General features: G+C 73.6%; 18 protein-coding genes and 2 pseudogenes. 15 read left to right on the forward strand and 5 right to left on the reverse strand.

The window, feature by feature from the left end; genetic code table 11:
- The first annotated feature begins 97 nt into the window (after positions 1-97).
- From secD to O7600_RS00210, 4 genes are all read left to right on the forward strand, one after another.
- On the forward strand, positions 98-2,035 hold the full coding sequence (gene secD, locus O7600_RS00195; protein WP_281591718.1) for a protein translocase subunit SecD: 1,938 nt from the start codon (positions 98-100) through the stop codon (positions 2,033-2,035).
- 1 nt (position 2,036) lies between these two features.
- Entirely contained in the window at positions 2,037-3,227 is a 1,191-nt protein-coding gene (gene secF / locus O7600_RS00200; protein ID WP_091578127.1) for a protein translocase subunit SecF, read from the forward strand.
- Between the two features lie 90 nt (positions 3,228-3,317).
- Positions 3,318-3,884, forward strand: a complete 567-nt coding sequence (locus O7600_RS00205; protein ID WP_091583745.1) for an adenine phosphoribosyltransferase — start codon at positions 3,318-3,320, stop codon at positions 3,882-3,884.
- Between the two features lie 252 nt (positions 3,885-4,136).
- Positions 4,137-6,575 carry a bifunctional (p)ppGpp synthetase/guanosine-3',5'-bis(diphosphate) 3'-pyrophosphohydrolase gene (locus tag O7600_RS00210; protein WP_172967999.1) on the forward strand — a complete coding sequence of 813 codons (2,439 nt, stop codon included), beginning with the start codon at positions 4,137-4,139 and terminating at the stop codon, positions 6,573-6,575.
- A 73-nt stretch (positions 6,576-6,648) separates the two neighbouring features.
- Here the strand turns inward: O7600_RS00210 and O7600_RS00215 are convergent, their stop codons facing one another.
- Together O7600_RS00215 and O7600_RS00220 are read right to left on the reverse strand one after the other, a co-directional pair.
- Positions 6,649-7,485 (reverse strand): peptidylprolyl isomerase, encoded by an 837-nt coding sequence (locus tag O7600_RS00215; protein ID WP_281591719.1) that lies wholly within the window; start codon positions 7,483-7,485, stop codon positions 6,649-6,651.
- A 73-nt stretch (positions 7,486-7,558) separates the two neighbouring features.
- Positions 7,559-8,428, reverse strand: coding sequence for a peptidylprolyl isomerase (locus O7600_RS00220; RefSeq protein ID WP_281591720.1), 870 nt, complete (start codon positions 8,426-8,428; stop codon positions 7,559-7,561).
- Between the two features lie 259 nt (positions 8,429-8,687).
- Here O7600_RS00220 and O7600_RS00225 point away from each other — a divergent pair, with 259 nt between their 5' ends.
- The 3 genes from O7600_RS00225 to O7600_RS00235 are packed head-to-tail and all read left to right on the forward strand — an operon-like array spanning position 8,688 to position 11,772.
- Positions 8,688-9,401 carry an MBL fold metallo-hydrolase gene (locus tag O7600_RS00225; protein WP_099161557.1) on the forward strand — a complete coding sequence of 238 codons (714 nt, stop codon included), beginning with the start codon at positions 8,688-8,690 and terminating at the stop codon, positions 9,399-9,401.
- 43 nt (positions 9,402-9,444) lie between these two features.
- Entirely contained in the window at positions 9,445-10,785 is a 1,341-nt protein-coding gene (gene hisS, locus O7600_RS00230; protein ID WP_281591721.1) for a histidine--tRNA ligase, read from the forward strand.
- 51 nt (positions 10,786-10,836) lie between these two features.
- Positions 10,837-11,772 (forward strand): acyl-ACP desaturase, encoded by a 936-nt coding sequence (locus tag O7600_RS00235; RefSeq protein WP_281591722.1) that lies wholly within the window; start codon positions 10,837-10,839, stop codon positions 11,770-11,772.
- Positions 11,773-11,884: 112 nt separating this feature from the next.
- Here the strand turns inward: O7600_RS00235 and O7600_RS00240 are convergent.
- A pseudogene (locus O7600_RS00240) lies at positions 11,885-12,319 on the reverse strand (PaaI family thioesterase); the annotation flags it as partial.
- A 4-nt stretch (positions 12,320-12,323) separates the two neighbouring features.
- Between O7600_RS00240 and O7600_RS00245 the strand changes: the two are divergent.
- Positions 12,324-12,515, forward strand: a pseudogene (locus O7600_RS00245) (transcriptional regulator); the annotation flags it as partial.
- Between the two features lie 210 nt (positions 12,516-12,725).
- Positions 12,726-13,772 (forward strand): S1 family peptidase, encoded by a 1,047-nt coding sequence (locus O7600_RS00250; protein ID WP_281591723.1) that lies wholly within the window; start codon positions 12,726-12,728, stop codon positions 13,770-13,772.
- On the opposite strand, the gene O7600_RS00255 is transcribed toward O7600_RS00250, so the two are convergent.
- The gene (locus O7600_RS00255; protein ID WP_281591724.1) at positions 13,766-14,464 is read right to left on the reverse strand and encodes a DUF998 domain-containing protein; all 699 of its coding nucleotides are present in this window, start codon (positions 14,462-14,464) and stop codon (positions 13,766-13,768) included. The two genes, O7600_RS00250 and O7600_RS00255, sit on opposite strands and share 7 nt — an antisense overlap.
- A gap of 147 nt (positions 14,465-14,611) precedes the next feature.
- Here O7600_RS00255 and aspS point away from each other — a divergent pair, with 147 nt between their 5' ends.
- From aspS to O7600_RS00275, 4 genes are all read left to right on the forward strand, one after another.
- The gene (aspS, locus tag O7600_RS00260) at positions 14,612-16,417 is read left to right on the forward strand and encodes an aspartate--tRNA ligase (RefSeq protein ID WP_281594301.1); all 1,806 of its coding nucleotides are present in this window, start codon (positions 14,612-14,614) and stop codon (positions 16,415-16,417) included.
- A 66-nt stretch (positions 16,418-16,483) separates the two neighbouring features.
- A complete protein-coding gene (locus O7600_RS00265) occupies positions 16,484-17,293 on the forward strand; it encodes a sugar nucleotide-binding protein (protein WP_281591725.1) in 810 nt (269 codons plus the stop codon).
- 61 nt (positions 17,294-17,354) lie between these two features.
- Complete coding sequence (locus tag O7600_RS00270) at positions 17,355-17,963, forward strand: helix-turn-helix domain-containing protein (protein ID WP_281591726.1); 609 nt, start codon at positions 17,355-17,357, stop codon at positions 17,961-17,963.
- Positions 17,960-19,351 (forward strand): MFS transporter, encoded by a 1,392-nt coding sequence (locus O7600_RS00275; protein WP_281591727.1) that lies wholly within the window; start codon positions 17,960-17,962, stop codon positions 19,349-19,351. Before O7600_RS00270 ends, O7600_RS00275 begins: the two co-directional genes overlap by 4 nt.
- Before the next feature lie 160 nt (positions 19,352-19,511).
- Here O7600_RS00275 and O7600_RS00280 read toward each other — a convergent pair whose 3' ends face one another.
- Entirely contained in the window at positions 19,512-20,252 is a 741-nt protein-coding gene (locus O7600_RS00280) for a GNAT family N-acetyltransferase (protein ID WP_281591728.1), read from the reverse strand.
- A 113-nt stretch (positions 20,253-20,365) separates the two neighbouring features.
- Between O7600_RS00280 and O7600_RS00285 the strand changes: the two genes are divergently transcribed.
- Together O7600_RS00285 and O7600_RS00290 are read left to right on the forward strand one after the other, a co-directional pair.
- Positions 20,366-20,578, forward strand: a complete 213-nt coding sequence (locus O7600_RS00285) for a hypothetical protein (RefSeq protein ID WP_091578088.1) — start codon at positions 20,366-20,368, stop codon at positions 20,576-20,578.
- Positions 20,579-20,652: 74 nt separating this feature from the next.
- Entirely contained in the window at positions 20,653-22,143 is a 1,491-nt protein-coding gene (locus O7600_RS00290) for a replication-associated recombination protein A (protein WP_281591729.1), read from the forward strand.
- Positions 22,144-23,219 lie beyond the last annotated feature (1,076 nt).

Consider the following 23,219-nt stretch of genomic DNA (forward strand, 5'->3'; position numbering starts at 1 on the left):
CGGGGCCGACCAGCCGGAGCAGTCGGGCGGACACCCCCGGCCCGACAGATGTCGCCGCCGCGGAAGCGGCGCGACCGTACAGGGAGACAGGACAGCCGTGGCACCACCTCAGGGACAGATGCGCCCCGGACGGCAGCTAGCCGTGCTCGGGTTCATCTTCGTCGTCCTCTATCTTTTGGTGTTCTTCTCGGGCGGCGCCAGCGGTGGCTGGAAGGACCGGCTGGAGCCCCGGCTCGGCCTGGACCTCATCGGCGGCACCCGGATGACGCTCGAGGCCACCAACACGGTCGACGGCAAGCCGCCGACCGCCGACAACCTCGAAGAGGCGCGCCAGATCATCGAGAGCCGGGTCAACGCCTACGGCGTGGCCGAGGCCGAGGTGGTCACCGAGGGCAACCGCAACATCGTCATCTCCCTGCCCGGCCAGAACCGCGACCTGACCGACGTCGGTGAGGCCGCCGAGCTGCGTTTCCGCAAGGTGCTCAAGGCCACCGACGGCACCGGCGCGGCCCTCGCCCCGCCGCCGAGCCCGAGCGCCAGCCCGGCTCCGTCCGGCAGTGCCAGCCCCAAGCCGTCGGGCAGCGCGTCCGCGAAGCCGACCGGCAGCGCCTCGCCCAAGCCGAGCGCGAGCGCCAAGGTCTCCGCGTCGCCGAGCGCCGGCGGTCAGGGTGGGATGGCGCCGGCACCGAGCGGCAGCGCCACGCCGACGCCGTCGGCCTCGCCGAGCGCCGCCGCGCCGAGCCCGAGCGCCAGCGCCGCCCCGGTGCCGCAGAGCATCGAGCAGCAGCGCAAGGCCGTCGAGCAGAAGGTGGGCGCGGCCGCCTGGGGCGCCGCCTCCGGCCTCAAGGCCCCGGCCGACCTGGCGACCGACCCGTCGCTGGCCGACAAGCTCAAGCCGTTCGGCACGCTCTCCCCGCAGGAGATCGCGGTGCTGCCGGCGGACATGCAGTTCAACGTCCCCACCATCACCTGCGCCCAGCTCGACAAGCGGCCGGCCGGCTCGATCAACGACCCGAAGCAGCGGGTGGTGGCCTGCGAGGCCGGCGCGAAGAACCTGCTCGACGTGGCCAAGGTCGAGGGCACCGACGTCAAGAACGCCTCCGCCCAGCTCGACCAGACCAGCCAGTGGGTGGTCAGCCTCAACTTCACCGGCAGCGGCCAGGAGAAGTGGACCGCGCTGACCCGCGAGTCGTTCAACAACGAGGGTCAGGCCTGCGACCAGACCGCGCTCGGCCAGGACGGCAAGTGCCGGGTCGCCGTGGTGCTGGACAACCGGATCGTCTCCTCGCCGGAGATCCAGGGCGTGCTCACCGGTGACTCGCAGATCACCGGCAGCTTCGACAACAAGTCGGCGAACGCGTTGGCCAGCCAGCTCCGCTACGGCGCGCTGCCGGTGACGTTCGAGCCGCAGGAGAGCCAGAACGTCACCGCGACGCTCGGCGACAGCCACCTCAAGGCGGGCCTGCTGGCGGCCGGCATCGGCATGCTGCTGGTCATCATCTACTCGTTCTTCTACTACCGGCTGCTCGGCTCGGTCATCTTCCTCAGCCTGGTGCTCTCCGCGCTGCTGGTCTTCGGCGCGCTGGTGGTGCTCGGCCGGTCGATCGGCTTCACGCTGACGCTCGCCGGCATCGCCGGCATGATCGTCTCGCTCGGTGTGGCGGCGGACTCGTTCGTCATCTACTTCGAACGACTGAAGGACGAGATCCGCGAGGGTCGCAGCCCGCGCAGCGCGGTGCCGCGGGCCTGGATCCGGGCCCGCCGGACGATCATCTCGGCGAACGCCATCACGCTGATGTCGGCCGTGGTGCTCTACATCGTCTCGGTCGGCGCGGTGAAGGGCTTCGCCTTCGCGCTCGGCCTGGCGACCGTGCTGGACCTGGTCGTCGTGTTCCTCTTCCGCCACCCGATCATGACGATGTTCGCCCGCACCCGGGCGTTCCTGTCCCCGCGGGTCAGCGGTCTGGGTCGGGCGCTGCCGGCCCGGTCGGCAGAGCCGGGCGCCGCCCGCAACCCGCGCGTCAAGGAGGCCTGAGATGGCGAAGAGTGGTCTGGCCGCCCGGCTCTACCGGGGCGAGGCCGATCTCAACATCGTCGGCAAGCGCAAGGTGTGGTTCGCGGTCGCCGGCGCGCTGGTGCTGATCGCCGTGCTCAGCTTCGCGATCCGCGGCTTCAGCCTCGGCATCGAGTTCGCCGGCGGCAACTCGTTCCAGGTGCCGGCCAGCGTCGGCACGCTCGACCAGGCCGAACGCACCGTCGACGACGTGCTGGCCAAGGAGGCGCCCGGCGTCGAGGTGGTCACCGCGCAGAAGGTCGGCGGCGCCGGCGGCGAGACCTACGAGATGCGCACCGGGCAGCTCAGCCAGGACCAGGCCAACGCGGCCAAGGCGGCGATGGCGGAGGAGTTCGGGATCCAGGCCGACCAGATCAGCGGCAGCCAGGTCTCCGAGGCGTGGGGCAGCCAGGTAACCTCGCGGGCGCTGCTCGGTCTGCTGATCTTCATCGCGGTGGTGTCGATCTACCTGGTGCTGCGCTTCGAGTGGCGGATGGCGGTCGCCGCGATCGCCTCGCTGCTGACCAACCTGGTCCTCACCGCCGGCATCTACTCGCTTGTCGGCTTCGAGGTCACCCCGTCGACGATCATCGGCTTCCTCACCATTCTGGGCTTCGCGCTCTACGACGTGGTGGTGGTCTTCGACAAGGTGCAGGAGAACACGCGGGGCATCACCGCGAACAACAACCTCACCTACGGCGAGGCGTCCAACCTGGCGCTCAACCAGAGCCTCATGCGCTCGCTGAACACCTCGGTCGTCGCGTTGCTGCCGGTCGGCGGTCTGCTCTTCATCGGCGCCGGCCTGCTCGGCGCGGGCACGCTGAAGGACCTCGGCCTGGTGCTCTTCGTCGGTATGGCGGTGGCGTTCCTGACCTCGATCCTGCTGGCCACCCCGCTGCTGGTGCTGTTGAAGAACCAGGACCCGCGGATCAGCGCCCACAACAAGCGGGTGCTCGCCCGCCGAGGGGCGCTCGCCCGCGGCGAGATCACCCCGAAGGGCGCGCCGCGCGCCGCGCCGGTCGGCGACGAGCCGATCGACCCGGACGCGGCAGCGCTGGCCGGCGCCGCGCCCAAGGTCGGCGCCCGGCCGGCCGGCAAGCGTCCCAGCGGCGCCCGGGGCGGTCGCCCCGCCGGCGGCGGGGGCAACCGGCCCGGCGGCGCGAAGCGCCGCTGACCCGGACGGAACCGACCGGACGGCGTCCGTCATGCTGGTGTCACGGCATGACGGACGCCGTCGTCGTTTCGAGAGGACATGGGACGCACCGTGACGGAGACCCACACCGCCGGCGTACGGGGAGACAGCGGCCCGGAGGTCGCCCAGCTGGTCGCGAGCCGGCTGCTCGACGTGCCGGACTTCCCCAAGCCGGGGGTCATGTTCAAGGACCTGATGCCGCTCTTCGCCGACGGTGTCGCGTTCCGCGAGGTGATCGACGGGATCATCGCCTACCACGGGCCGGACTCGTTCGACACCGTCGCCGGGATCGAGGCGCGCGGGTTCGTGCTGGCGGCGGCCGTGGCGTACGCCACCGGGGTCGGTGTGGTGCCGGTGCGCAAGGCCGGCAAGCTGCCCCGCGCGACCCACTCCGCCTCCTACGCGCTGGAGTACGGCGAGGCCACGCTGGAGGTGCACCAGGACGCGTTCACCGCCGGGCACCGGGTCCTCGTCCTCGACGACGTGCTGGCCACCGGCGGGACCGCCGAGGCCACCCTCGACCTGGTGGAGCGGGCCGGCGGCACGGTCTCCGGTTTCACCGTCCTGCTGGAGCTGGGCTTCCTCAAGGGCCGGGAACGGCTCGCCCCGCGTCCGGTCCATGCCCTGTTGACCGTTTGACCCGCCGGCCGGTCGGCGCGACCGGCTCGGACCGTCCGGCGGAGCGGCGGCGTACCCTGCGTACGGGTACCATTGCCCTTTGCCTGACCGGGCGGGCGACCGTCCGGGGCGGCGAGCCGCCGGGGCCCGGCCCCGGTGACCGGCGCGGAACAACACCGACCCCCGGGTCGGTTGAACCAGACGTCGGCCGCACGGCCGACGCATCCCCGGCGAGCGGTGAGGAGGCCGGTGTCCCACGATGTCGTCCCTCCGGTGGAGGGCACGGTGCACCCGACAGGCGACGCGGACGGCTCGGTGACCGAGCGCAGCGGCAATCCTCCGGCCCGGGCGACCGGCGCCACCGGGGGCGTGCCCGACGCGACGGCCGACGGCGGCGCGGTCGTGGTGCCGTTCCCGACCGACGACCCCTCGACCAGCGGCGGGTTCGCCCTCTCCAACGCGCCGACCGGCCGTCGGGTACGCGCCCGGCTGGCCCGGTTCAACGCGCCTTGGCAGACCTCGCAGGTCAGCGAGGTGCTGGAGCCGCTGATCTCCACCCACCGGGACGCCCACCCCAAGGCCGACGCCCGGCTGCTGCAGCGCGCCTTCGACACGGCCGCGCGCTGGCACTCGGGTCAGTACCGCAAGTCCGGCGACCCGTACATCACCCACCCGCTCGCCGTGGCGACCATCCTGGCCAACCTGGGCATGGACACCACGACGCTGGTCGCGGCGCTGCTGCACGACACGATCGAGGACACCGAATACACGCTCGACGCGATGCGGGCCGACTTCGGCGGTGAGGTCGCGCTGCTGGTCGACGGCGTCACCAAGCTCGACAAGGTCAAGCTGGGCGACGCGGCCAAGGCGGAGACGATCCGCAAGATGGTCGTGGCCATGGCGAAGGACCCGCGGGTCCTGGTGATCAAGCTGGCCGACCGGCTGCACAACATGCGGACGCTGACCTTCCTGCCCCGCCCCAAGCAGGAGCAGAAGGCCAAGGAGACGCTGGAGATCCTCGCCCCGCTGGCGCACCGCCTCGGTATGAACACGATCAAGTGGGAGCTGGAGGATCTCGCCTTCGGCACGCTGTTCCCGAAGCGGTTCGAGGAGATCAACCGACTGATCGGGGAGCACCAGCCGCAGCGCGAGGCGCTGCTGCGCCAGGTGACCCAGAAGGTGTCGACCGACCTGAAGGCCGCCAAGATCAAGGCGGAGACCACCGGCCGGCCGAAGCACCTCTACTCGATCTACCAGAAGATGATCGTGCGGGGGCGCGACTTCAACGACATCTACGACCTGGTCGGGGTGCGGATCCTGGTCGACACGGTGCGCGACTGCTACGCGGCGCTGGGGGTCATCCACGCCAACTGGCAGCCGGTGCCGGGCCGGTTCAAGGACTACATCGCCATGCCCAAGTTCAACATGTACCAGTCGTTGCACACGACGGTCATCGGGCCCACCGGCAAGCCGGTGGAGATGCAGATCCGCACCTACGCGATGCACCGCACCGCCGAGTTCGGCATCGCCGCGCACTGGAAGTACAAGGAGCACAAGGGCACCCCGGTGGTGGGCCCGCCGGCGCACATCGACGAGATGACCTGGCTGCGGCAGCTGCTGGACTGGCAGCGCGAGGCGGCCGACCCGAGCGAGTTCCTGGACGCGCTGCGCTTCGACCTGTCCAGCCAGGAGGTGTACGTCTTCACCCCCAAGGGTGACGTCATCCCGCTGCCGACCGGTTCGACGCCTGTCGACTTCGCGTACGCGGTGCACACCGAGGTCGGGCACAAGTGCATCGGCGCGCGGGTCAACGGCAAGCTGGTGCCGCTGGAGTCGACGCTGTCCAACGGCGACGTGATCGAGATCTTCACGTCGAAGTCCGACACGGCCGGGCCGACGCAGGACTGGCTGGGCTTCGTCAAGAGCCCGCGCGCCCGCACCAAGATCCGCCAGTACTTCAACAAGGAGCGGCGCGAGGAGGCGATCGAGGCCGGCAAGGACGCGATCGTCAAGGCGATGCGCAAGCAGGGCATGCCGTTGCAGCGGATGCTCACCTCGGACGCGTTGATGGCGATCGCCCGGGACCTGCACCTGGCCGACGTGGCCTCGCTCTACGCGGCGGTCGGCGACAGCCAGGTCTCCGCCCAGTCGGTGGTGCAGAAGCTGATGGCCTCCTACGGCGGCGAGGAGGGCGCGGCGGAGGACATCGCCGAGACCGCCGTCGCCACCCGGCCGCCGCGCAGCCGGCAGAGCAGCGCCGACCCGGGCGTGGTGGTCCGCGGCGTCAGCGACGTCTGGATCAAGCTGGCCCGGTGCTGCACGCCGGTGCCGCCGGACTCGGTGTTCGGCTTCGTCACCCGCTCCGGCGGGGTCAGCGTGCACCGCGACGACTGCGCCAACGCCGAGGACCTGCGCGCCCAGCCCGAGCGGGTGGTCGAGGTGAGCTGGAAGCTCACCTCCGCCTCCACGTTCCTGGTCGCCATCCAGGTGGAGGCGCTGGACCGGCACAAGCTGCTGGCCGACGTCACCCGGGTGCTCTCCGAGGAGCGGGTGAACATCCTCTCCGCCACCGTCACCACCACCCGGGACCGGGTGGCGGTCAGCCGGTTCAGCTTCGAGATGGCCGACCCGAAGCACCTCGGGCACCTGCTCGCCGCGGTGCGCAAGGTCGACGGCGTCTTCGACGCGTACCGGGTCACGTCGGGGGCCTGAGCCGCCCACCCCGCACACGGAAGCGCCCGCCGGCTGATCCCAGCCGGCGGGTGCTTCGTCGTCGTGCGGGTGCTCAGCCCTGGATCGGGCTCAGGTTCACCTTGGTCATCACGAGTTCCTTCTTCGGGTGACCGCCGCCGGCCTGCTGGGCGAACGCGCCGTCGTCGCCGGCCGCCGCGACCTGCTTCACCACGTCCATCCCGCCGGTGATCGTGCCCAGCACCGTGTAGTTCGGGTCGAGCTGCGAGTCGCCGTACACGATGAAGAACTGGCTGCCGGTGCTGCCCGGCTGGCTGGAGTTGGCCATCGCGATCACGCCCTCCGGGTAGGGCGGGCGCTTGTCGGTGGGCAGGTTCTCCTCGGCCAGGTTGTAGCTCGGCCCGCCGGTGCCGTCGGTGTCCCGCCAGCCCTTGCCGGTCGCGCTCGGGTCGCCGCACTGGAGCACCTGGATGCCCTGGGTGACCAGTCGGTGGCACTTGGTGTTGTCGAAGAAGCCCTTGCTGGCCAGGTGGGTGAAGCTGCCGGCGGTGCAGGGCACCTTGGCGCGGTCCAGCTTGGCGGTGATCGGGCCCAGGTTGGTGTCGATCGTCATCGTCTGGGTGCCCTTGGCGGCCTGCTCCGCCGGCGGCAGCCCGACGTCCTTGATCTGCGCCGGCCGGCCCTCCTTGGGCACCTCGGTGTAGGCGCACTGGACGAAGCCGGCGGCGGTGCCACCCTGCTTGTCGTCGTCATCGTCGCCGAGCGAGGTGGCGAGCCAGACGGTGCCGGCCACGACGAGCACCAGCACGGCGGCGGCGCCGACGATCGCCTGCGTCTGCCGGCGCTTGCGGGCCTTGCCGGCCCGCTCGGCCATCTCCCGTTCGAGCCGGGCCCGCGCCGCCGCGCGCTGGCGGTCTCTCGTGGACGTCACGGTCTCTCCTCACCTGCTGGGTATCGGGGGACGGCGCCGCGCGCCGTCGAGTCATGGGTGGATCAGCGTCGACTCAGCCGGCGCTGGGGCTGCTCGCCGGCGCGCTGGACGCGGCCGGCGCGGCGTTCGGCTCGCTGACGGTGAGGCTCTGGATCACCACGTCCGTCTTCGGCTTGACCTTGGCGCCGCTGCCATTGTCCACGGTCGGGAGCGCGCCGATCTTCTCCACCACGTCGAGGCCGCCGGTGACCCGGCCGACCACGCTGTAGTCCGGCTTGGCCGGGTTGGAGTCCTTGAAGAAGATCAGGAACTGGCTGCCGTTGGTGCCGGGCGGGTTGCCGATCATGGCGACCGTGCCCTTCGGGTACGCCGGCGGCTGCCCCGGCGCCGGCGAGGCCGACGGGCTGGGCTCCGGCGCGGACGGGACGTTCTCGTTGTAGAACGAGTAGGTCGGCCCGCCGATCCCGGTGCCGCTCGGGTCGCCGCAGCGCAGCGCGCCCTCGGTGGTGATCTCGTGGCACGTGGTGTTGTCGTAGAACGACCGGCTGGCCAGGTGCGCGAGGCTCGCCGCGCCGCACGGGGCGTCGGCCAGGTCCAGGCCGACGGTGATCGGCCCACCCTGGTTGGTGGTGATCGTCATCGACCGCGTGCCCTCGGTCGGCAGGTCCTTGGTGGCGGGGGTGCCGACGTCCTTGAGGTTGGTGTTCGCCGCGCCGTCCTGCGGGGTCCAGAGGCACACGTCCTCGGCGGTCGGCTTCTCCGGATCGGAGTCGAACGCGCCGAGCGCCCAGGCCGAACCGGCCACGATCAGCGCGAGCACCACCGCGGCGCCGACACCGGCCTGGATCTGCCGGCGGCGCTTCGCGGCCGCGGCCCGCCGGGCGAGCTGCCGGTCGAGCTTGGCCCGCGCCAGTTTGCGCTGCCGGTCCCTGCTGGAAGCCACAGGTGCTCCCCTTCCTCTGCCTGATCGTCGCCGGCGTCGCCGACGCCGCCCGCCGTCCCGGTCGGGGTGCGCCACGCCACACGCCCGCCAGAGTGTACGGGTAGCGACTGTGAATGTGGTGTACGAGGTCCCGCCTGCGTTTATCGGGAGGTGTCACTGGGACCCCTGGGGCGGGCGGGTCCGGTGGCGGGCGAAACCCGCTCGCCGGTGCGACTAGGCTGCTGGGCGAGGACGACGACCGGACGGAAAGGGGACGGACGTGCTCGTGGCCGGCTTTCCCGCGGACGCCTTCGGCACCAACTGCTATGTGGTGGCGACCGCTCCGGGGGAGCAGTGCGTGGTGGTCGACCCCGGCATCGGGGTGCTCGACCGGCTCGACGAGGTGCTCGCCGAGCACCGCCTGCACCCGGCCGCCGTGCTGCTCACCCACGGGCACCTGGACCACACCTTCTCGGTCGCGCCGGTCTGCGGGGCGCGCGGCATCGCCGCCTACGTCCACCCGGAGGACCGGGAGCTGCTGGCCGACCCGTCCAAGGCGCTCTCGATGGACCTCACCGCGCTCTTCGGCGGTCGCCTGCCCTACGCCGAGCCCGACGACGTGGCCGAGCTGACCGACGGCGCGACCCTGTCGCTGGCCGGGTTGGAGATCACCGTCGACCACGCCCCCGGCCATACCGGCGGGTCGGTGCTGTTCCGGATGCCCGGCGCCGGCTCGTCCTGGGAGGCCGACGAGATCTGCCTCTCCGGCGACGTGCTCTTCGCCGGCTCGATCGGGCGCACCGACCTGCCGGGCGGCAGCATGCCCCGCATGCTGGCCAGCCTCCGGGAGAAGGTTCTCCCGCTGGCCGACGACACCGTCGTCCTGCCCGGCCACGGTCCCGCGACCACCATCGGCCGCGAGCGCGCGACCAACCCCTACCTCGTCGAGGTGGCGGGGTCCGCGCGCCCGGCCGCGCCCACCCGCGGTCTCTGACCGCGACGAACGTCCCCGCCGACGCGGGTTCGAGGAGCACGCCATGAGCAAGCCCACGCCCATCTCCGGCTTCCCCGAGTGGACGCCGGCCCAGCGGATGATCGAGCAGTTCGTGCTCGACCGGATCCGCGCCACGTTCGAGCTGTACGGCTTTTCCCCGCTGGAGACCCGCTCGGTGGAGCCACTCGACCAGCTCCTGCGCAAGGGGGAGACCTCCAAGGAGGTCTACCTGCTGCGCCGGTTGCAGGCCGACGCCGACGGCCCGGCCGGGGACGACGCGCTCGGCCTGCACTTCGACCTGACCGTGCCGTTCGCCCGCTACGTGCTGGAGAACGCCGGCAAGCTGCAGTTCCCGTTCCGCCGCTACCAGATCCAGAAGGTGTGGCGGGGGGAGCGGCCGCAGGAGGGCCGCTACCGCGAGTTCCTCCAGGCCGACATCGACATCGTCGACCGGGACTCGCTGCCGGCGCACTACGAGGCCGAGATGCCGCTGGTGATCGGTGACGCGCTGCGGTCGCTGCCCATCCCGCCGGTGCGGATCCAGGTCAACAACCGCAAGATCTGCGAGGGTTTCTACCGGGGCATCGGGCTGACCGACCCGGAGGCGGCGCTGCGCGCCGTGGACAAGCTCGACAAGCTCGGCCCGGCGAAGGTGGCCGATCTGCTGGCCGAGACCGCCGGGGCGAGCGAGGCCCAGGCCAAGGCGTGTCTCGCGCTGGCCGAGATCTCCGCGCCCGACGCCTCGTTCGCCGACGCGGTGCGCGCCCTCGGGGTGAGCGATCCCCTGCTCGACGAGGGCATCGCGGAGTTGACCGCCGTGGTGGAGACCGCCGCCGCGCACGCGCCCGGCCTCTGCGTCGCGGACCTGCGCATCGCCCGGGGCCTGGACTACTACACCGGCACGGTCTACGAGACGCAGATGATCGGCTACGAGCGGTTCGGCTCGATCTGCTCCGGCGGCCGCTACGACAACCTGGCCAGTGCGGGCAGTGTCCGGTTCCCCGGGGTGGGCATCTCGATCGGGGTGACCCGGATGCTCGGCCTGCTCTTCGGCGCCGAGGCGCTGTCGGTGTCCCGGTCGGTGCCGACGTGTGTGCTGGTCGCGGTCACCGCCGAGGAGGATCGGGCGGCCAGCGACGCGGTCGCGGCAACGCTGCGGTCCCGGGGTGTGCCCACCGAGGTGTCGCCGTCCGCGGCGAAGTTCGGCAAGCAGATCCGGTACGCCGAGCGGCGGGGCATCCCGTACGTCTGGTTCCCCGGCGCGGACGGCGACGAGGTGAAGGACATCCGTTCCGGTGAGCAGGTGGCCGCGGCGGCGGGCGAGTGGACGCCGCCCCGGGCGGACCTCACACCGCTGGTGGGTCCGGCCGGCACTGGCGCCTGACGACGTTTGGACCTACGGTGGCGTAAGTTACGCCACCGTAGGGAGAACGTCGTGTCCGTGCTCAGCCAGACCGCCCTGCTCACCGAACTGGAGCCCGTGGTCGAGAAGAACCTCGACCGCCACCTGTCGCTGGCCAAGGAATGGTTCCCGCACGAGTACGTGCCGTGGAGCGACGGGCGCACCTTCGACGGCCCGCTCGGCGGCGAGGCCTGGTCCGAGACCGACTCGACGCTGCCCGAGGTGGCCCGCACCGCGCTGATCGTCAACCTGCTCACCGAGGACAACCTGCCCTCGTACCACCACGAGATCGCCACGCTCTTCGGGCGTGACGGCGCGTGGGGCACCTGGGTGCACCGGTGGACCGCCGAGGAGGGGCGGCACGGCACCGCGATCCGGGACTATCTCACGGTGACCCGGGCGGTGGATCCGGTGGCGCTGGAGCGGGCCCGGATGGTGCACATGTCCGCCGGCTACCACAACGTCCACGACGACGAGGTGCTGCACTCGCTGGCGTACGTGTCGTTCCAGGAGCTGGCCACCCGCATCTCGCACCGCAACACCGGCCGGGCCACCGGCGACCCGGCGTGCGAGGCGCTGCTGGCCCGGGTGGCGGCGGACGAGAACCTGCACATGGTCTTCTACCGCAACCTGCTCGGCGCCGCGGTCGAGCTGGCGCCGAGCCAGGCCATGCGGGCGGTCGCCGACGTGCTGGCCGACTTCCAGATGCCCGGCGTGGGCATCGACGGCTTCGCCCGCAAGTCGGTGGCGATCGCGCTGGCCGGGATCTACGACCTGCGGCAGCACCGGGACGAGGTGGTGATGCCGGTGCTGCGCCAGTGGAACCTGTTCGACGTGACCGGCCTGGACGCCGACGGCGAGGCCGCCCGCGACCAGATCGCCGCCCACCTGGACACCCTGGAGACCCAGGCGTCCCGCTTCGAGGAGCGCCGCGCCGCCCGCGCCGCCCGCCTGACCACCCCCCGCTAACCCCACCCTTCGGCGATCTTGCAGTTGCTGCCCGGGCAGAAGCCGTGGATCAGGCGTTCCGTGGGCCGAAAGTGCAAGATCGCGGGGGGGAGGGGGAGGGGGAGGGGGCGGGTCAGGCGGGGTGGTCGAGGGGGAAGAGGAGGCAGGTGGAGGTGGCGTGGGCGACGAGGCGGTTGGCGGGGTCCGTGAGGCGGGCCTCGGCCAGGGCGGTGCGGCGACCGCGTTGCAGCACGGTGCCCTCGCAGCGCAGCGTGCCGCTGTCCACGGTGACCGGGCGCAGGAACTTCACGTTGAGGTCGAGCGAGGTGTAGCCGACGCCGGCCGGCAGGGTGGTGTGCACGGCGCAGCCCGCGGCGGTGTCCAACAGCGTGGAGAGGACCCCGCCGTGCACGGTGCCGAGCGGGTTGTAGTGGAACTCCTGCGGCAGTAGCTCGACCGTCACGCGCCCCTCGTCGGCCTCCATCCGGGCCATGTCGATCAGGTGCATGACCGGCGGCCCGGCCAGCTCGCCGGCGATCATCGCGCGCAGCAGCTCCAGGCCGCTGCGCCCGCCGGTGCTGGTCGCGGTGCTCGGGTGGGGCGACCGCTACCTCGCCGACCCGGAGGGCTCGCCGCTGAGCGTGGCGCACCGCGACTGCGGCGCCGAGGTCCGGGTCGGGCTGCGCTGCGCCGACGGGCACGACGTGGTCGAGCCGCGCGACGTGCTGCCCCGACCCGGCCCGGGGGCCCGCCGTCGCGTCTGACCGCCCTGAGCGGCTCTGACACTCCATGTCGATGTTGTTGCCACGGCGTTACATCGGGCCGGGTGCGAATCCGGGCAAAGTCATGTCTTGCTTACGATCTTAAATATGTGAATACTTTGGTCAGCCCGGACGGTTTCCCCAGGTCGCCCGGGTCGTCCTCGGGCGCTTACCCATGACAGCGCCCGTTCACCCCCATTCGGAGGTTGTTACATGCGACCCACGAGGTCCACGCTCCGTCGCGCCGCCGCCGTCGCCCTGGCCGGCACCCTGGCCACCGGCTCCCTGCTCGGCGCCCCCGCCCAGGCCGCCCCCGCCCCCGCCTCCCCCGACGCCGCCGCCACGCTCGTGGCCAAGCTCGGCGACCGGGCCGCCGGCGCGTACGCCGACGCCAGCGGCACGATGGTCGTCACGGTGACCGACGCCGCCGCCGCCCGCCAGGTGCACGCCGCCGGCGCCACGCCGAAGCTGGTCACCCGCGGCGCCAAGCAGCTCAGGGCCGCCACCAGCGAGCTGGAGCGCTCCGCCAAGATCCCGGGCACCGCCTGGTGGACCGACCCGGCGACCAACCAGGTCGTCGTCTCCGTCGACAGCACCGTCACCGGCGCGAAGCTGGCGCGGGTCAAGGCCGCCGCCGCCCGCACCGGTGGCGCGGTCCGGATCGAGGCCGAGGCCGGCACGCTCAGCACCCGGATCTCCGGCGGCCAGGCCATCTACGCCGGCGGCGGCGGGCGCTGCTCGCTCGGCTTCAACGTCCGCAGCGGCTCGACCTACTACTTCCTCACCGCGGGCCACTGCACCAACATCTCGTCGAGCTGGTACAGCAACTCCTCGCAGACCAGCCTGCTCGGCACCCGCGCCGGGACGAGCTTCCCGGGCAACGACTACGGCATCGTCCGCTACAGCAGCGGCTCGCAGCCGGGCAACGTCTACCTCTACAACGGCAGCTACCGCGACATCACCGGTGCCGGTAACGCCTACGTGGGCCAGAGCGTGCAGCGCTCCGGCAGCACCACCGGCCTGCGCAGCGGCTCGGTCAACGCCACCAACGCGACGGTCAACTACGCCGAGGGTTCGGTCTACGGCCTGATCCGGACCAACGTCTGCGCCGAGCCCGGCGACAGCGGCGGCTCGCTCTTCTCGGGCAGCACCGCGCTGGGCATGACGTCGGGTGGCAGCGGCAACTGCCGCACCGGTGGCACCACCTACTTCCAGCCGGTCACCGAGGCGCTCAGCGTCTACGGGGTCAGCGTCTACTGATCCGCCTTTCGTGGACGGGCCGCCGGGCGACCGGCGGCCCGTTCCGTCGTACCGGCGGCCGAGGCCGCCCAGTGTCGGTGCGCCCGGCGGGCCGACAGGACCGCGGCCAGCGGCCAGAGCGCGACGGCCAGGGCAGCCACCCGCTCGGCCAGCCCGGTCCGCGAGCCGCCGGTCACCTCCACCACGAACCAGCCGAACAGCACCAGCAGGACCGCGGTCACGGTCAGCGCCACCGGCCGGCGGAACGCCCACGGGGGCGTGCCGGTGGGCGAGGCGGCCACCTCCCGGCGCACGGCGCGCGGCAGGCGCAGGGCCGAGCCGGCGGGCCACAGCGACAGCGCGAGCACGGCGACCGTGGCCACCACACCGTGCGCCGGTGAGCCGCCCACCTCGGGGCGGGGGAACGCGAGCAACCCGACGGTGGCCGTGCCACCGACCGCGAGCAGGAACCGGCTGGCCAGCCCGGCGGCGTGCAGCACCGCGGCGGTGGCGACGTAGGCGACGCCGAGCAGCACCAGGACACCACCCATCAGCCAGGGGTCGGTCGCCCCCTCGCCGGCCAGCTCGCTGATCGTGTCCCGCACCGGGTCGTAACCGGGAGGCTGGCGGGTGCCGGCGACCGTCCATCCCGCCACCAGCATCGCGGGCGCGGCCGCCGCGACGGCCACGGCCCAGCTCGGTACGGCGCGCACCCGGCCACGGTAACCGTCCGCCCGGGTCACGGCCCGGCTTTGCCACACCCCCGGGCCGGGCCGCTCCGCCGGGTGCCCGGGAGCCGGCCGGTCCGCCCTGACAGAATGCGGGAAGCAGTCGTGGACCAGATTGAGGAGACGCCAGCCGTGATCCGTACCCACAATGCCGGAAGCCTGCGCGCCGCGGACGCCGGCTCGACGGTGACGCTCGCCGGGTGGGTGGCCCGCCGGCGCGACCACGGCGGTGTCATCTTCGTCGACCTGCGCGACGCCTCCGGCGTCGTGCAGGTGGTCTTCCGCGAGGAGGACGCGCACGCGCTGCGCAACGAGTTCTGCGTCAAGGTCACCGGTGAGGTCACCCGTCGCCCCGAGGGCAACGAGAACCCGGACCTGCCGACCGGCGAGGTCGAGGTGACCGCCGCCGCGCTGGAGGTGCTCTCCGAGGCCGCGCCGCTGCCGCTGCCGGTGGACGACCAGATCGAGGCCGGCGACGACATCCGGCTCAAGTACCGCTACCTCGACCTGCGCCGGGGCGGCCCGGCCAGGGCGATGCGGCTGCGCTCGAAGGCCAACCAGCTCGCCCGCACGGTGCTGCACGAGCGGGACTTCCTGGAGATCGAGACGCCGACGCTGACCCGCTCCACCCCGGAGGGCGCGCGCGACTTCCTGGTGCCGGTGCGGCTGCAGCCGGGCAGCTGGTACGCGCTGCCGCAGTCGCCGCAGCTGTTCAAGCAGCTGCTCATGGTCGGTGGCATGGAGCGCTACTACCAGATCGCCCGCTGCTACCGGGACGAGGACTTCCGCGCCGACCGGCAGCCGGAGTTCACCCAGCTCGACATCGAGATGTCGTTCGTCACCGAGGACGACGTGATCGACCTCGGCGAGGCGATCGTGGCGAAGCTCTGGTCCGAGCTGGCCGGCCACGAGATCGCCCGGCCGATCCCGCGGATCACCTGGCACGACGCCATGTCCCGCTACGGCTCGGACAAGCCGGACCTGCGCTACGGCGTGGAGCTGACCGAGCTGACCGACTACCTGCGCGGCACCGAGTTCCGGGTGTTCGCCGGCGCGATCGACGCGGGCGGCTACGTCGGCGCGGTGGTGATGCCGGGCGGCGCGTCGCAGACCCGCAAGGAGCTGGACGGCTGGCAGGACTGGGCCAAGGCGCGCGGCGCGCGCGGCCTGGCGTACGTGGTGCTGGACGCGGAGACCGGCGAGCCGCGCGGCCCGGTGGCGAAGAACCTGTCCGAGGCGCACCTGGCCGGCCTGGCCGACGCGGTCGGCGCGAAGCCCGGCGACGCCATCTTCTTCGCCGCGAGCACGAACACGCGCGAGGCCCAGGAGCTGCTCGGCGCGGCCCGGATCGAGATCGCCAAGCGGTCGAACCTGGTCGACGAGAGCGCCTGGGCGTTCTGCTGGGTGGTCGACGCGCCGATGTTCGAGCGCACGGACGAGGGCGGCTGGACCGCCGTGCACCACCCGTTCACCTCGCCGAACGCCGAGTGGGTGGACCGGTTCGAGTCCGCGCCGGACCGGGCGCTGGCCTACGCGTACGACATCGTCTGCAACGGCAACGAGATCGGCGGCGGCTCGATCCGTATCCACCGCGGCGACGTGCAACAGCGGGTGTTCGACCTGCTCGGCATCACCCCCGACGAGGCGCAGGACAAGTTCGGCTTCCTGCTGGAGGCGTTCAAGTACGGTGCCCCGCCGCACGGCGGCATCGCGTTCGGCTGGGACCGGGTCTGCATGCTGCTGGCCGGCGCGGACTCGATCCGCGAGGTGATCGCGTTCCCGAAGACGCGCGGTGGCTTCGACCCGCTGACCGGCGCGCCGACCCCGATCACCGGGCAGCAGCGCGCCGAGGCCGGCATCGACGCCAAGCCGAAGGCCCCGGCCGGCCCGCACGCCGGCACCGCCGGCCCGGCCGCCCCGGTGGCCGACCCGGTCTGATCCTCGCTTTCGGAACAGGCCCGCGTCATGATGACGCGGGCCTTTTCGATCTTCGGGGGAGACGACATGAACCTGCTCGTGGTGGGCGCCAGCGGCTTCCTCGGCGCCGAGGTGTGCCGGCAGGCGGTGGCCGCCGGGCACCGGGTGGTCGGCACGTACCACCGCGCGGCCGTCGCGGTGCCGGGCGTCGCGCCGCGCCGGCTCGACGTGACCGACCGCGCCGCCGTGCGCGCGCTGCTGACCGGGGTACGCCCCGACGCGGTCGTGGCCACCCCCTACCGGTACGACGACTGGGCGGTCACGGCGGACGGGGCGGCCCACATCGCGGTCGCCGTCGCCGAGGTGGGCGCCCGGCTGGTGCACCTGTCCAGCGACGCGCTGCACGCCGGGCGGCCGAAGCCCTACGCGGACGAGGACATGCCCACGCCGCTGCACGCGTACGGCGCGGCGAAGGCGGCGGCGGAGACGGCGGTGCGGGCGGTGGACCCGGGCGCCGCGCTGGTGCGCACGTCGCTGATCGTGGGGGAGGGGAGCAAGCAGATCCAGCTCTGCCGGGACGCGCTGGCCGGCCGGGCGACGCTCTTCACCGACGAGCTGCGCTGCCCGGTCCACGTCGCCGACCTGGCCGCCGCCGTGCTGGAGCTGGTGCCGGGCGACTACGCCGGACCGCTGAACGTGGCTGGGCCGGACGCGGTGAGCCGTGCCGAGCTGGGAGTCCTGGTGGCGCGGCACGACGGCGTGGACGCGGGCGGACTGCTGACGACCACGATCGCGGGCGCCGGGCTGCACCGCCCGGCCGAGGTGGTGCTGGACTCCGCCCGCGCCGTCGGGCTGCTGCGGACCCGGCTGCGTGGGGTCGCCGAGCTGTACCGCTAGTTGCACACTTTCTTTGCAAGCATCTTGTGCACAGGATGTGTGCACAGATATTGTGCACTGCATGGAGGAGAAGAAGCGGACGGAGGACCGCGCCGTGCGTATCGACCACCGGCAGGTGCGCGCCCTGGCCCAGCCCCTGCGCATGCGGCTGATCGGGGCGCTGCGGGTCAGTGGCCCCGCCACGGCCACCGCCCTCGCCGAGATGCTCGGCACCAACACCGGCGCGACCAGCTACCACCTGCGTCAGCTCGCCGAGGTGGGCCTCGTGGTCGAGGATCCGCACCTCGGCACCGGCCGGCAGCGCTACTGGCGGGCCGCGCACGACGCCACCAGCTGGGAGGCCTCCGACTTCGACGACGACCCGGACGCGCGGGCCGCCATCGAGTGGATCGAGGAGGACTACGTCCGCTTCTTCGCCCACCACGCGGAGCGCTGGTTCGCGCAGCGCCACGAGTGGTCGCCCGCCTGGCGCGACGCCTACGGCATGGGTGACTTCTTCATGCGGATCCCGGCCGCCCGGCTGGAGGCGATCAAGGCCGAGGTCTTCGCGGTCTTCGAACGGCACCGGGACGAGACCGCCCCGGACGACCCCGACGCCGAGATGGTCCAGCTCTACCTGGCCGCCTTCCCGCTCAGCACGGTGCTGCCGCCGGCCGGGGGAAAGTCGTGAGCGCGCTGTCCGTACGCCAGGTTCGGTCCCGCTACCTCACCCTCTACGGCTTGCGCTGGCTGCCCGCCGGCCTGCTGATCCCGGTGATGATCCTGCTCATGCAGGAGCGCGGGCTCTCGCTGTCCCAGATCGGCCTGGTCTTCACCGCGCAGGGCCTGGTGGTGCTGGCGCTGGAGCTGCCCACCGGCGGCTTCGCCGACGCGCTCGGCCGCAAACCGGTGCTGCTGGCCGCCTGGGTGGTCTGCCTCGCCTCGCTGGCGCTGATGGCGGTGGCCGACTCGTTCTGGATGTTCTTCCTGGTCTGGGCGTTGCAGGGCCTCTACCGGGCGCTCGACAGCGGCCCACTGGAGTCCTGGTACGTCGACGCCACGCTGGCCGCCGACCCGGCCGCCGAGTACGAGCGCGGTCTCGGCTGGGCCGGCACCGTCGTCGGCGTCGCCATCGGCGCGGGCGCGCTGCTCAGCGGCGGCCTGGTGGCGCTCGGGCCGGTCGGCCCGGTCAGCGCGCTGACCCTGCCGGTGCTGGTCGCGATCGTGCTCCAGGCGGTCTCGATCGTGGCGCTGCTGGCGTTGCTGGTCGAACGGCGACCCGCCTCCGGCCCGGCCGCGCTGCGCGCCTCGGTGGTCGAGGCGCCCCGGATGGTCGGGCAGGCCGTCGGCCTGCTGCGCCGCAACCGGGTGCTGCTGGCCCTGGTCGCGGTCGAGCTGTTCTGGGGCTTCGGCATGGTCACGTTCGAGTCGTTGCTGCCGGTCCGGCTGTCCGAGGTGGTCGGTGACGCCGACCGGGCGGCCGCGCTCCTCGGTCCCGCCGGCTCGGCGGCCTGGCTGGCCAACGCGGCCGGGGCCGCGCTCACCCCGTTCCTGCTGCGCCGCCTCGGCGCCGCGCCGGCCGCCGCGCTGATGCGGATCCTGCAGGGCGCGACGGTGGTCGGCATGGGCCTGCTGGCCGGCCCGGTCGGTGTGCTCGTGGCCTACCTGGCCTGCTACGCCGTGCACGGCGCCTCGAACCCGCTGCACCAGGGCCTGCTGCACCGGCAGGTCGACGGTGCCTACCGGACCAGCGTGCTCTCGCTCAACTCGATGATGGCCGGAGCGGCAGGGGCGCTCGGCGCGGTGGTGCTGACCGCGCTCGCCGACGCGACGAGCGTCGGGGCCGCCATGCTCGTCGGCGCGGTGGTGCTCGCCGTGGCCGCGCCGCTCTACCTGCCGGCCTGGCGCGCCGGCCGGACCGCCGCGGACGGTGCCACCACTGCCGCCACACCGGCCCGGCCCGGGGCGGACGCCCAGGCGGCGGAGCGGCCGGCGGCGGGTCCGGTGACCGGGGCGGTGGGTGGCGTGCCGACGCCGGACCCTGCGGCCGTGGCCGGCGCCGCCGACCGGCCCGCCTGACGGGTGTCGGCCGTAGGGTCGCCGCCGGCTACGAACCTGATGACGCGAACGGCTCAGGCGAGCGGGAACGCGTGCCCCCCGATCCATCCGGGTCATCAGGTTCGTAGCCACCGCACACCCGCGCCGGAGGCCGCCACCCGTCGCCGAACCGCCGTCCCGGTCAGCCGAGGTGGACCGAGGTGCGCGGCTCCGTGCCGCTGAAACCGAGTCGCCGGTAGAGCCGGATCGCGCCGACGTTGGCGGTGTAGACGCCGAGCGCCACGTGGTCGTACCGGGCGAACAGCGCCGCCGCCATCCCGGCGGTCAGCGCCGCGCCCAGCCCCCGGCCCCGGTGCCCGGGCGCGACGGTCAGGCCGGCCACGAAGCCGATGTCGCCGCGGCTGCGGTCCGCGCCGCAGGCCACCAGGCGGTCACCGTCCCGGATGCCGTACCAGTCGACGACGCGCGGGTCGCCGGGCCGGGAGGTGGAGCTGGGGAAGGCCTCCTCGACGAGCGCGGCGAGCGCGGGGTGGTCGGCCTCGGTGAGCCGGACCACCCGCTCCTGCGCCGGCTGCGGCGGCGGTGGCGCGGCGGTCCAGAGGAAGTCCCACTCGTCGAGGCGGGCCACCGGAAGGTGGGCGGCCACCTCGGCCGGCGCGGTCCGGGGCAGGTGCACCGACTGGCCGGCCCGCAGCGTCCCGTCGGCCCGCAGACCGGCGAAGACCGCCAGCGCCGGTCCGGCGGCGCCGAGCGCGCCGCCCGCCGGCCCCTGTCCCGGTGGGAGCAGCCAGCCCACCGCGCCGTCGCGTCGCCAACCCCGCGCCTCCTGGTCACGCCAGAGCGCGTGCCGGGCGTACGGATGGTGGCCGGTGGCGGCGAGCAGGGCCTCGCGCCCGTTCAGCGCCGGGTCGGCAGTGATCATGTCGTCAGCCTAGACACCCGCCCGGGCGAGCCGTTCCACGGTGGAGATTGACGAACAGACCGATCGGGTACATCCCTCGCCGACCTACTGGGAACCCCCACCGGAGGAACGACATGCTCGCCATTCTCGCGGCCATCGTGTTCGGCTTCGCGCTGCTGCTGGACTTCCTGAACACCAACTTCGGCGCGCCGGACCTGTTCAACAACTGGACCCTCAGCCTGATCGGCTTCCTGCTGCTCTCGCTCTACCTGGCCGGCGTCGGCTCCGGCCCGCGCGGTGGCGGTGGCGGCCGCTGGTACCGCGGCCGTCGTCCGGGCCGCGGCTGACCGGAAACGACCACCCGGGTCGGGTCGGCGGCGCGATTCCGGCGCCGTCGGTCCGGCCCGGTACTGTTCTCGTGATGGAATCCGACGCCCTCTTCACCCTCGGCGAGCCCGCCGGAGCGCCCGGCGCACCCGCGGGCTCCGGCGGTGTCGACGGGTTCACCGCCGCCCGGGCCGACTCCCCGTTGCCGGTCCGGATGCGGCCGGCCGGCATCGACGAACTGGTCGGGCAGGACCACCTGCTCGCCCCCGGCGCGCCGCTGCGCCAGCTGGTCGAGGGCGCGACACCGATGTCGGTCATCCTCTGGGGCCCGCCCGGCAGCGGGAAGACCACCATCGCCCACCTCGTGGCCCGGGCCACCGACCGGCGCTTCGTGGCCATGTCCGCGCTGACCGCCGGCGTGAAGGACGTCCGCGCCGTGATCGAGACCGCCCGGCGGCAGCGCCGCTCCGGTGGCCCGCCCACCGTGCTCTTCATCGACGAGGTGCACCGGTTCAGCAAGACCCAGCAGGACTCGCTGCTCGCCGCCGTCGAGGACCGCACGGTCACGCTGCTCGCGGCGACCACCGAGAACCCCTACTTCTCGGTCATCTCACCCCTGCTCTCCCGGTGCGTGCTGCTCACCCTCCAGGCGCTCGACGACGACGCCGTGCGCGGGCTGCTGCGTCGCGCAATGACCGACGAGCGCGGCCTCGGCGGCACGTTGACCCTGGCCGAGGAGGCGGAGGACCACCTCGTCCGGCTCGCCGGCGGTGACGTCCGCAAGGCGCTCACCGCGCTGGAGGCGGCGGCGGCCACCGCGACCGCGCTCGGCGCCGGCCGCATCGACCTGGCCGTGGCCGAGCAGGCGGTCGACGTGGCGGCCGTGCGCTACGACCGCGACGGCGACGCCCACTACGACGTGACCAGCGCGTTCATCAAGAGCATGCGCGGCTCGGACGTGGACGCCGCGCTGCACTGGCTGGCCCGGATGCTCGTCGCCGGCGAGGACGCCCGGTTCATCGCCCGGCGGATGGTGATCTTCGCCAGTGAGGACGTCGGGATGGCCGATCCCACCGCGCTGACGGTGGCCACCGCCGCGGCCCACGCCGTGGAATACGTCGGCCTGCCCGAGGCGCAGCTCAACCTCGCCCAGGCCGTCATCCACCTGGCCACCGCGCCCAAGTCGAACTCGGCCACCACCGCGATCGGGGCTGCCGTCGCCGACGTGCGCGCCGGGCGGGGCGGGTCGGTGCCGCGCGGGTTGCGCGACGCCCACTACTCCGGCGCCCGCGGCCTCGGGCACGGGGCCGGCTACCGCTACCCGCACGACGACCACCGGGGGGTGGTCACCCAGCAGTACGCTCCGGACGATCTCGTGGGGACGGACTACTACCGGCCCACCGGGCACGGCGCGGAGCGGGCCGTCGCCACCCGGCTGCCGGTGCTGCGCCGGATCGTCCGGGGGTTGCCGGCACCCGCGACCCGGGCGGGGGTGGGCGCCCCGACCGGGGGACAGGCGGGGGGCACCGAGCAGGCCAGCGGGGCGAGCGAAGGTGGCGGCGACGTCACCGAGGGGGGTCAGTAGTGATGGCGCGTGGTCCGGAGCGGCCGGCGGACGGCCCCGACGAGCGGCGCGATCCGCGGGCCAAGGGCCGCCGGTGGGGGCGCGGCCGGGCCGAGGCGGAGCCGGATCCGGCCGTCGCCGGCGAGGAGTTCGGCTGGATCGACGACCTGCGCACGGCCAAGCAGCAACGGGGCGAGCTGGGCCCGGAGGGGGAGACGCCGGCAGGTCCGGGTCCTCGGTCCGGTGCCGGCCCCGTCCCGGGACCGGGTCGGCCACCGGGCCCGGGCACCCCGCCCGGACCCGCGCCCGAGTCGGGCCGACCGCCCCGACCGGGCGCCGGTCCCGGCGCGCCCGCGCCGGCTCCCCCCGGTCCCGGCGCGGCGGTGCCGCCGGTCGGACCGGGGTCCTCGCCGGTGACCGGTCCGCCGCCGGCGGCCGCCCGGACCGCTCCGCCGCCCGTACCCGGCCGGCCGCACCCGCCCGCCGCCGCTCGTCCGGACGCGCCACCGTCGGGCCGCCCCGGCCCGAGCGTGCCGTCGGGCCGCCCGGACGCGACCGTGCCACCGGCCGGCCGCCCCGACCCGATGACGCCGCCGCCCGGCGGCCCCGGCGCGCCGATGCCTCCGACATCCCGTCGTCCCGGTGCGCCGCCCCCCGGCGCCGGTCGTGGCGGGCCCCCGGCGCCCGGTCGGCCCGGTGGCGAGATGCCCACCTCGCCCGGTCGTGCCGGCGCAGGCCGCCCTGGTCCGGAGACCCCCGGCGGCGGCCGCCCCGGGCCGCGTCCTCCGGTCGCGCGACAAGACCCCGACGTGGTCGGGCCCGCCGCGCCGCCGATCCGGCCGGGCGGACCGGATCCGGCCGCCCCGCGTCGCCCGGTCGACGGTCCCTGGCCCGGTGTGCCCGAGGCGCCCCGGCCGGCCGGTTCCCGATACAGCCGGAGCACGGACGAGCCCACCGGATCGCAACCGCCGGTGGTCGGCCGTCCCGCCGGCCCACCGCCCGGCCCTCCGCCCGCCGGACGACGGGGACCCGAGCGCGCGCCGACCGACCCCGCCCCGGGTCGACCCCGGCCCGGGGACGGCGACGACCAACCGGTC

This window comes from Micromonospora sp. WMMA1998, assembly GCF_027497375.1.
GTDB lineage: Bacteria > Actinomycetota > Actinomycetes > Mycobacteriales > Micromonosporaceae > Micromonospora > Micromonospora sediminicola.

Bases quoted from the DNA above. Each gene is read 5' to 3' on its own strand.
- secF (WP_091578127.1), top strand. From the start codon at position 2,037: ATGGCGAAGAGTGGTCTGGCCGCCCGGCTCTACCGGGGCGAGGCCGAT.
- hisS (WP_281591721.1), top strand. From the start codon at position 9,445: ATGAGCAAGCCCACGCCCATCTCCGGCTTCCCCGAGTGGACGCCGGCC.
- O7600_RS00250 (WP_281591723.1), top strand. From the start codon at position 12,726: ATGCGACCCACGAGGTCCACGCTCCGTCGCGCCGCCGCCGTCGCCCTG.
- O7600_RS00265 (WP_281591725.1), top strand. From the start codon at position 16,484: ATGAACCTGCTCGTGGTGGGCGCCAGCGGCTTCCTCGGCGCCGAGGTG.
- O7600_RS00270 (WP_281591726.1), top strand. From the start codon at position 17,355: ATGGAGGAGAAGAAGCGGACGGAGGACCGCGCCGTGCGTATCGACCAC.
- O7600_RS00280 (WP_281591728.1), bottom strand. From the start codon at position 20,252: ATGATCACTGCCGACCCGGCGCTGAACGGGCGCGAGGCCCTGCTCGCC.
- O7600_RS00285 (WP_091578088.1), top strand. From the start codon at position 20,366: ATGCTCGCCATTCTCGCGGCCATCGTGTTCGGCTTCGCGCTGCTGCTG.
- O7600_RS00290 (WP_281591729.1), top strand. From the start codon at position 20,653: ATGGAATCCGACGCCCTCTTCACCCTCGGCGAGCCCGCCGGAGCGCCC.